Raw genomic sequence first — 8,016 nt, forward strand, 5'->3', positions numbered from 1 at the left:
CATGACCCACCGCGTGTTTTTCCTCAACGGGCCCAACGCCAACCTCTACGGGCTGGACAAAAACGGCGCCTATGGCAGCGAAAGCTTCGCCAGCATCGAAGCCCGCTGCCAACGCCACGCCGCTGCGCTGGGCCTGGCCCTGGACTTTCGCCAGAGCAACCACGAAGGCGTGCTGGTGGACTGGATCCAGGACGCACGCCTGAGCGCCGATGCCATCGTGATCAACGCCGCCGGGCTCAGCTACAGCTCGGTGCCGATCCTCGATGCGCTGCTGGCGTTCGACGGCCCGATCATCGAAGCGCACATGAGCAATATCTGGAAGCGCGAAAGCTTCCGGCACCAGTCCTACGTGTCCAAGGCCGCCACTGGTGTGATCGCCGGGCTAGGCGCGCTCGGCTATGAACTGGCACTTACGGCCGTGGCCGAGCTTTTAGCGACATAGCCTCAGACAGACGAACTGCTGTGGTGAGCGGGCTTGTCCCGCGCTGGGGCGCGAAGCGGCCCCAAACCTCACAGCGGGGTTTACCTGAAAGAACGCGATGACTTGATTAGGGCCGCTATGCAGCCCAGCGCGGGACAAGCCCGCTCACCACAAATGTTCAACCTATCCTCGGGAACCGCCCATGTCAGTAGAAACCATCAACACCCTGGTAGTCGGCGCAGGCCAGGCCGGTGTCGCCATGAGCGAACACCTGTCCCTGATGGGCGTGCCCCATATCGTGCTGGAGCGCCACCGCATCGCCGAACGCTGGCGCTCCGAACGTTGGGACTCCCTCGTCGCCAACGGCCCCGCGTGGCATGACCGCTTCCCCGGCCTCAAATTCGAAGGCATTTCACCCGAGGCCTTTCCACCGAAAGAGCGCATGGCGGATTACTTTGAAGCCTATGTGCAGCAGTTGCAGGCGCCGGTACGCACGGGCGTGGAAGTACAGGCGGTGGAGCGCCATGTCGGCCGCCCCGGCTTCAAGGTCACCACCTCGGCGGGCGTGATCGAAGCCGCCAACGTGGTCGCCGCCACCGGCCCGTTCCAGCGCCCGTCCATCCCGAACATCGTCCCCGCCAGCGCGCCGATTCATCAGTTGCATTCCTCCACCTACAAGAACCCCGGCCAACTGCCCGAAGGCGCCGTGTTGGTGGTGGGCGCTGGCGCCTCCGGCTCGCAAATCGCCGAAGAACTGCAAAAAGCCGGCAAGACCGTGTACCTCTCGGTGGGCGAACACTACCGCCCGCCCCGCGCCTACCGCAGCCGCGACTACTGCTGGTGGCTGGGTGCACTGGGCCTGTGGGATGAAGTCAAAATCCAGCCGAAGAAAAAACACGTGGCGTTCGCGGTGAGTGGTTATGAGGGCGGCAAGACCGTGGACTTCCGCCGCCTGGCGCACCAGGGGATTCGCCTGGTAGGCGTCACCCAGGCGTGGGCGGACGGCGTCATGACCTTCCAACCGGGCCTGGCCCAGAACGTGGCCGAAGGCGATCGGGCCTACTTCGATGTACTGCGCGATGCGGATGCCTATATCGAAGCGAACGGTTTGCCGTTTCCGCCGGAGCCGCAAGCCTGGGAACTGTTGCCTGACCCGGAGTGCCTGGTGAATCCGATCCTCAGCCTGGATTTGGCTGAGGCCGGCGTGACCACCCTCCTGTGGGCGACCGGCTTCACCTTCGATTTCAGCTGGTTGAAGGTGAATGCGTTTGACGAGAAAGGCGAGCCGTTCCATAAGCGCGGGATCTCGGCGGAAAGCGGCATCTACTTTTTGGGGCTGCCGAACCTGGTCAACCGCGCGTCATCGTTTATCTACGGGGTTTGGCACGATGCGAAATACGTGGCGGACCATATCGTGGTGCAGAACGACTACAAGGCTTACAAAACCGACTGAGTAAGGGGACATTTCTTTTCGCGGCCACAACTCCCACACATAACACCGCTCCCATGTGGGAGTTGTCGGGCCCTGGCGAGGCTACGATGACGACCGCTCTAACAATAAGCATGCCCCCTCAAGAAACACACCCCTGCGCAGCCTCCACACTTTGCGTAGAATGCGACCCGCTCTCACTCAGGAAAACACCACCCAGGAGGGGTATCGCTTGAAGCAATCCGACAACCACACAGCCATCACCCGGCTGACGCTCAAAGACCCATTTGCGGTCGACCCTTACAAGGCCCTGGCCCTCCCCCAAGCCATCGTTATCTATTACACACTGATGGCGGGCCTGCTATGGGCTGCCCATGCTCTTGGCATAACCGACACATTCAAGCGCGACTTTCTCTTCAATTGGACCTTTGGTATGTCGGTAGCCACTGCCTGCAGCATGTACCGTTTGGCCGCGCTTTCCGAATGGCATATTGCAGGCGCCATCAACCCTGACGCCCTGCGCAACGCCTTGCTCACCTTGAAATATTCCGAACGAGAGGAAGGCGTGTATTACCCAAAAAGGCCGATGTTCACCCCCTTGTATCGCTGTGATTCAGAGAGGATCACCGTGACAACACGCGACGGAGGAACACGCTTGACTGGCCCTCATAACAAGCTGAAAGCACTGTCGGCCCTGACACTCGGTGATGCCGCGGGAACGCGAGTTTTTGGGGAAGTAGGTGAAGAGTCAGGGAGACGATAAAGGCGATAAGTTGAATGACCCACCCATAACAATGGCGAGTTTTCTGACAAGGACGTAGGTAGTGATGATAAAGCAGCGATTTTCCCTGGCCCTCAGCCTGTTGTGGCGTACGTACCTGGCATTTTTCATCTACTCCGGACTTTTCAGCCTGGTGTTGGGTTTCACGATCGGCGGTGCGTTGCTCGTCAACGCGGATTTTTTGCGATTCGGGCCACCCATCACACTCGCTTTGTTCGCACTGTTGATCACGGCTCTGGAGATCGGGTGTCGCGTTAACGTGCTGCAGGCCGTATTCGGCGCCAGGTTGAAGCGCTCGCCGGCGCAATGGCGCACCTATGCGCTTCAGCTGTCACTGCTAATGACCGGCCTGGCCATCTTGAATGCCCTACTTGCCTTTTTTGCGCCGTTTGAAGTGTGGGTGAACTACAAGGTCTACGGCAGCCCGCTGCTGTTCGCGCTCAGCATCTTTGTGCTGGGTTGGGCCCAAGCGCCGTCCACCGCTGACCAGATAGCGGCGCTGGAAGAAGACTCGTTGACCAGCTCAGCGCCCAAGTGGCCTTGACCTAGGGGGGTCAGGGGTCAAACCTTGGAGGGGCTGACCCCGAATCAGCTGCACCTTTGCATCAGGCGCGCTTCGGCAGCTTCCAATTCGGCCGAATAAAGTGGCAGGTATAGCCATTGGGAATCCGCTCCAGGTAATCCTGATGCTCCGGCTCCGCCTCCCAAAACGGCCCCGCCGGCTCAATCTCCGTCACCACCCGCCCTGGCCATAACTTCGATGCATCCACATCCGCAGCCGTGTCTTCAGCAATGTCACGCTGCTGCTCACTCAGGTAATAAATCGCCGACCGATAGCTCGGCCCCAAATCATTCCCCTGCCGGTTAGGCGTGCTCGGGTCATGGATCTGGAAAAAGAATTCGAGAATCTGTCGGTAGGTGATCACCGCCGGGTCAAACACGATTTCAATCGCTTCGGCATGGTTGCCGTGGTTGCGATACGTGGCATTCGGCACATCGCCGCCGGTGTAGCCCACACGGGTCTGCAGTACGCCGGGGTAGCGGCGCAACAGGTCTTGCATGCCCCAGAAGCAGCCGCCGGCGAGGATGGCGGTTTCGGTTGAGTTGGTCATGGTCTGCCCTTGCGTTTGGTGGATACAAGCGTAGTTATGGGGCTGTGTTGGCCAATAGCAAGATTCACCGTTTGATTACCCAGTGCGCCGAGACCTCAGGGTTTGAGGTTTTTCATCAATTTGAACAGATGGCCGGGTAAGAGCCAGCGTGCCTGAGGCGGGTCGCGGGTGTCTGCGAGGGCGTCCAGAAGGGAGCTGTCGGGCGCGTCACCGTCAGGCCCATTTACGTTAGAACGCGGGCGAATTTGATCATTTGGGGGATCATCTGGCTTATAGACCCGGCGGTTAGCCACATCCAGTACATAGCCGGCGGCCTTACCGTATTCGGTGAGGTTCCACACACCGTTGACGACTTCGAAGAGGGCCTCGGAGGGGGGGAGTTTGATGTCTTTGTGCGTGGTGGTGACGATATGATCCGCAGTTTTGGCGTGTTTGAAGGTGGCGTACTCGCTGCCGAGTGGGGGTTGATCCGCGCCCTCGTCGGAGAATTTTTTCACCATACGTTCCAGGAACGGTATACCGCCGATGTGGGAGAACGCTCCGATGCCCGGGTCTAGGACGTGTCGGACAAAGCCCTGGTCGATACGCGTGCTGCTGAGCGCTGAACTGGACAATATCCGTGAAGCGATCGCAGCGTCCTCCGGCTTGAAATCGAATGTCGTCCAATACTCGTCGACGTAATAGCCATTATTGCTAATGAGTTGGCGACCGTCGTTGTAATAACGATAGTCAGCGAGTGCAGATACCAAAAGATCGACGTGGCTCAGATCCGCACCTTCTGACTGTACATAAGCGTACATATCCGAGATCAACGCACGATCATCGTGGGTGAGGAATTCATTTCGTTTCTGAAGGGCATCCGCAGAGGTGGCGGATGGAAGAGCCACGGGGGGTTCTCTACCGAGAAACAAGCGCGAAATCATGATCTCACGACCGACATTGGTCGCTGGCTTCGGGCTCAAAGCACCTGAAGGTTCCATCGACTGAACTGTTTCCCATGCCGCGCGTCGCTCGTTAACCGTGAAGGCGCCGCCCTTGTCGCGGGCGACCAGGTTAAGTTGGTCTCGCCCTAGCCCCTTGAAGGGGTTGCTGTCATAACCGTTGAGGAAACCGGTCGCTTGCCGTGCACGGGCCAGGAGTTCCGGGTTATTGGACGTTGGAATCTCTGCGTCATGCTGTGCCTTGTTGGCGAAGTACTGTTCGTCGGTGATGGGTTCTAGGGGGTCGGCGTTCTTTTGACCCGTCGGCGCCTCCGCACGCTTTGCCGCATCACTCAATTGACGCGCCAGGATCGAGACGGTGGTGGTGCCATCATTTCGCGTAGAGAGGGGTGGATCAGCCTGGGCGTTGTCAGGCGAGATTGTGGACCGGACAACAATGCCGCCGGAATCATTCGTCACTCGACTGTCAGACGAGGAGATATTTGGACTGATAGTGATCATTAGTATTCACCTTGCGTAGGGCATGTGAATGGTCATAAGTTTATTGCCTATCTAAACACCCGCAGAAAAATTGGCTGCGGGCATCACATCACACATCAATACCTGTATTTAATAGTCACAGAATCAACGCCCGCAGGACGAGCGTAAGGTGGAGCCCCCCCCACACCTTATGAAAAATCGTAACTTTCGAACCATGACCGAAGGGCTGATTATTAAAATCCATCAGCACGCCAGAAGAGCTCGGGAAGATATCACGACAATCTTTTTCGGCATTGAAGGCGCGATAGTAACATAGCTAAATTTGCTCTCTGAGAGTTCCAGGATAGTGTGTTGTACTCCATCTTATTTCGGATATTTGCTTGGGATCGTAAAGTGTTCCTGAGGGGATATCTGCCGCCAGCACACTAAAATTCGCGAACTCGACACCCGGTACATCATTGGAATTGGATAATACCAGTATGGGACCTGGCGCAACCGTTTTAGTAAAAACGCCCTCCGCCGCCAATACCACATCCTTTGTAAAAAACGCCAACACAACACACACAGCAAGCCAAAACTTATTAATGCCTTTCAAGCTTTTCATAATCTTCACCCTAGTTCATAAGTGAGCACCTGAGGTTCAAATCATTCCAACAGTAAGAATCACACCACTACCCTTGCACGATTTTTCATTTCATGTAAGGCATTCACTTCCTAAAAACATGAAGTCCTTATCTGTAATACTTAAAAGTAGGACTTTGTCAGCAACTTCCTAGTCCCGCTTCCCCTCTATTAAAAACCCTTGCTTCACGACATGATTCCGCTCTCACATCAAGGCCGATAAAACCGTGAAAACCGCCCTCACCGGCCTGCTGTTGATCGGCCTGGCGATGCCTGCAGATGCGGTGATCGCCCAGCCCGCCGCCAGCCTCGCCGCACTACCGGTTCCGGCGCTGGTGATTGCGAGGGGGCTCGGCCACGGGCGGTGATTCAGCAACACGTGGTGGCTCTGATCACTGGTTTTTTGTGGCGGACAGCGGCACGGCGCACGGCGGCGGATTTTTAGCTGGTATCATCCCGGGCCTGTACAACCCGGGTATACCCACATGAACCGCCAGAAAAAACTCCAGCAGCTCTTCAAGGAAAAAGCCAGGAAGGCCAACGCTAAATTGGCGCCGAAGAAAAAGGATAAATACATCAGCAAGGCGGACCGCGAAAAGCTGGCGGCTGAAGCGGCTCAGGCGCCAGACAGTTCTCCGGAAAGCTGATTCAGCAACCGCTCAATGCCACCTGCGGCCGCTCGCCCGCAAAGAAAAACGGTCGCAGACGCACACCCACGCTGTTGCCAATGAACGCCGCCACCAGCCATACCCAGCCATGCAGGCTGCCCGAGGCGATGCCGCTGAAGTACGCGCCGATGTTGCAGCCATAAGCCAGGCGCGAGCCGTAGCCGAGCAACAGGCCGCCGATCACCGCGGCCACCAGCGAACGCGCCGGGATTTTCAGGCTCGGGGCGAAGCGCCCGGCCAGGCCGGCGGCCAGCAGCGCACCGAGGACGATGCCGATGTCCATCACGCTGGTGATGTCTTCCCACACCGGCGCGGCCAGGGCCTTGGCATTGCCCGGCATCTGCCAGAACGCCCAGCTGGCCACATCCACACCCAGGCCGCTCGCGACTTTGGCGCCCCACAGCGCGAACGCCGAAGTAATGCCCCATGGCCGCCCCGCCAATGCCAGCGTGGCGTAGTTGAGCAAGGCCAGGCCGACGGCGCCCCACACCAGGGGCCACGGCCCCCGCAGGAAGCGACGCAGGCCTTGGTGCTCGCTCTTTACACCCTCTTCCAGCTGGCCATGACGGCCCTTCTCCAGGCGCACGGTCACCACCGCAATGATTGCGAACACGGCCAGGCTCAAGCCCAGCGCCGGCACTACACCGAAACTCTTGACGATAGATACTGCCGGGAACGCCGGCAGCGCAAACCACCAATCCACGTGGTGCGTGGCAATCAATGAGCCACAAATAAAGAAGAACAGCGTCACCAGCATGCGCGCATTACCGCCGCCCACGGTGAACAGCGTGCCCGACGCACAACCGCCGCCCAACTGCATGCCGATCCCAAAGATAAATGCCCCGAACACCACCGACACCCCGGCCGGCGCCACCAGCCCGACCACCGGCTGACCGAACAATGTGCCCGCCCCCAAGGCCGGGAAAAACAGCAACACCGCCACCGCCAGCATCACCATCTGTGCGCGCAGGCCAGCGCCGCGGCGATCATTGATGAACACCCGCCAGGCCGACGTGAACCCGAAGGCGGCGTGGTAAAGGGTCAAGCCCAATGCCGCGCCGACCACCAGTAACAGCACCTGGCGCGCGCCGACAGTGTTTTGCAGGAACAGGGCGCCAAGCACCAGGATAAAAAAGGCCACCAGCGGCGCGACAGGCTTGCGCGCGGGGGTGAGAGGGAGAGAGGTGCTCATGGGGTATCTCGGGTTTGAATGGGTTGATTGCGAGGGGGCGAGTATAACCCTGCAGGAGCTGTCGAGCTTTAGCGAGGCTGCGAAGGCGGTGTGTCAGGCAAAGAATATGTCGGCAGTGCCGCCGCCTTCGTAGCCTCGCTGGGGCTCGACAACTCCCACATTGGATCTTTATTGCTGTCGGGTACTGCATTCGCCGCAATGGCCCTGTGAACCGAGACCCAACATACCCCTTCAATCCCCTGTGGGAGCTGTCGAGCTTTAGCGAGGCTGCGAAGGCGGTGTGTCAGGCAAAGAATATGTCGGCAGTGCCGCCGCCTTCGTAGCCTCGCTGGGGCTCGACAACTCCCACATTGGATCTTTATTGCTGTCGG

The 8,016-nt window shown here is 58.6% G+C and carries 10 protein-coding genes; 6 read left to right on the forward strand and 4 right to left on the reverse strand.

From position 1 onward, the window contains the following. The first annotated feature begins 1 nt into the window (after window position 1). The 4 genes from KHP07_RS20785 (at window position 2) to KHP07_RS20800 (ending at window position 3,175) form a co-directional block, all read left to right on the forward strand. Window positions 2–442 (forward strand): type II 3-dehydroquinate dehydratase, encoded by a 441-nt coding sequence (locus KHP07_RS20785; RefSeq protein ID WP_214497934.1) that lies wholly within the window; start codon window positions 2–4, stop codon window positions 440–442. 181 nt (window positions 443–623) lie between these two features. Next, window positions 624–1,874 carry a flavin-containing monooxygenase gene (locus KHP07_RS20790; RefSeq protein ID WP_214497935.1) on the forward strand — a complete coding sequence of 417 codons (1,251 nt, stop codon included), beginning with the start codon at window positions 624–626 and terminating at the stop codon, window positions 1,872–1,874. 208 nt (window positions 1,875–2,082) lie between these two features. Then, window positions 2,083–2,613 carry a hypothetical protein gene (locus tag KHP07_RS20795; RefSeq protein WP_214497936.1) on the forward strand — a complete coding sequence of 177 codons (531 nt, stop codon included), beginning with the start codon at window positions 2,083–2,085 and terminating at the stop codon, window positions 2,611–2,613. Window positions 2,614–2,677: 64 nt separating this feature from the next. Then, complete coding sequence (locus KHP07_RS20800; protein ID WP_099492321.1) at window positions 2,678–3,175, forward strand: septation protein IspZ; 498 nt, start codon at window positions 2,678–2,680, stop codon at window positions 3,173–3,175. Window positions 3,176–3,236: 61 nt separating this feature from the next. Here the strand turns inward: KHP07_RS20800 and msrA are convergent, their stop codons facing one another. The 3 genes from msrA to KHP07_RS20815 all read right to left on the reverse strand — a co-directional run bounded on the left by msrA (window position 3,237) and on the right by KHP07_RS20815 (window position 5,768). Continuing rightward, window positions 3,237–3,743, reverse strand: coding sequence for a peptide-methionine (S)-S-oxide reductase MsrA (gene msrA / locus KHP07_RS20805; protein WP_099492320.1), 507 nt, complete (start codon window positions 3,741–3,743; stop codon window positions 3,237–3,239). A gap of 95 nt (window positions 3,744–3,838) precedes the next feature. Beyond that, on the reverse strand, window positions 3,839–5,185 hold the full coding sequence (locus KHP07_RS20810; RefSeq protein ID WP_214497937.1) for a hypothetical protein: 1,347 nt from the start codon (window positions 5,183–5,185) through the stop codon (window positions 3,839–3,841). A 295-nt stretch (window positions 5,186–5,480) separates the two neighbouring features. After that, window positions 5,481–5,768, reverse strand: a complete 288-nt coding sequence (locus KHP07_RS20815) for a hypothetical protein (protein ID WP_214497938.1) — start codon at window positions 5,766–5,768, stop codon at window positions 5,481–5,483. Between the two features lie 244 nt (window positions 5,769–6,012). Here KHP07_RS20815 and KHP07_RS20820 point away from each other — a divergent pair, with 244 nt between their 5' ends. Together KHP07_RS20820 and KHP07_RS20825 are read left to right on the forward strand one after the other, a co-directional pair. Further along, entirely contained in the window at window positions 6,013–6,153 is a 141-nt protein-coding gene (locus KHP07_RS20820) for a hypothetical protein (RefSeq protein WP_158235497.1), read from the forward strand. A gap of 117 nt (window positions 6,154–6,270) precedes the next feature. Continuing rightward, a complete protein-coding gene (locus KHP07_RS20825) occupies window positions 6,271–6,432 on the forward strand; it encodes a DUF2986 domain-containing protein (protein ID WP_095016070.1) in 162 nt (53 codons plus the stop codon). Between the two features lies 1 nt (window position 6,433). On the opposite strand, the gene KHP07_RS20830 is transcribed toward KHP07_RS20825, so the two are convergent. After that, window positions 6,434–7,645, reverse strand: a complete 1,212-nt coding sequence (locus tag KHP07_RS20830) for a YeeE/YedE family protein (RefSeq protein WP_214497939.1) — start codon at window positions 7,643–7,645, stop codon at window positions 6,434–6,436. Window positions 7,646–8,016 lie beyond the last annotated feature (371 nt).

Origin of the sequence: Pseudomonas sp. VS40 (assembly GCF_018587885.1) — a bacterium.
Lineage (GTDB): Bacteria > Pseudomonadota > Gammaproteobacteria > Pseudomonadales > Pseudomonadaceae > Aquipseudomonas > Aquipseudomonas pergaminensis.

Coding starts and splice junctions, on each gene's coding strand:
- msrA (WP_099492320.1), bottom strand. CDS start 3,743: ATGACCAACTCAACCGAAACCGCCATCCTCGCCGGCGGCTGCTTCTGG.
- KHP07_RS20825 (WP_095016070.1), top strand. CDS start 6,271: ATGAACCGCCAGAAAAAACTCCAGCAGCTCTTCAAGGAAAAAGCCAGG.
- KHP07_RS20785 (WP_214497934.1), top strand. CDS start 2: ATGACCCACCGCGTGTTTTTCCTCAACGGGCCCAACGCCAACCTCTAC.
- KHP07_RS20815 (WP_214497938.1), bottom strand. CDS start 5,768: ATGAAAAGCTTGAAAGGCATTAATAAGTTTTGGCTTGCTGTGTGTGTT.
- KHP07_RS20800 (WP_099492321.1), top strand. CDS start 2,678: ATGATAAAGCAGCGATTTTCCCTGGCCCTCAGCCTGTTGTGGCGTACG.
- KHP07_RS20810 (WP_214497937.1), bottom strand. CDS start 5,185: ATGATCACTATCAGTCCAAATATCTCCTCGTCTGACAGTCGAGTGACG.
- KHP07_RS20830 (WP_214497939.1), bottom strand. CDS start 7,645: ATGAGCACCTCTCTCCCTCTCACCCCCGCGCGCAAGCCTGTCGCGCCG.
- KHP07_RS20790 (WP_214497935.1), top strand. CDS start 624: ATGTCAGTAGAAACCATCAACACCCTGGTAGTCGGCGCAGGCCAGGCC.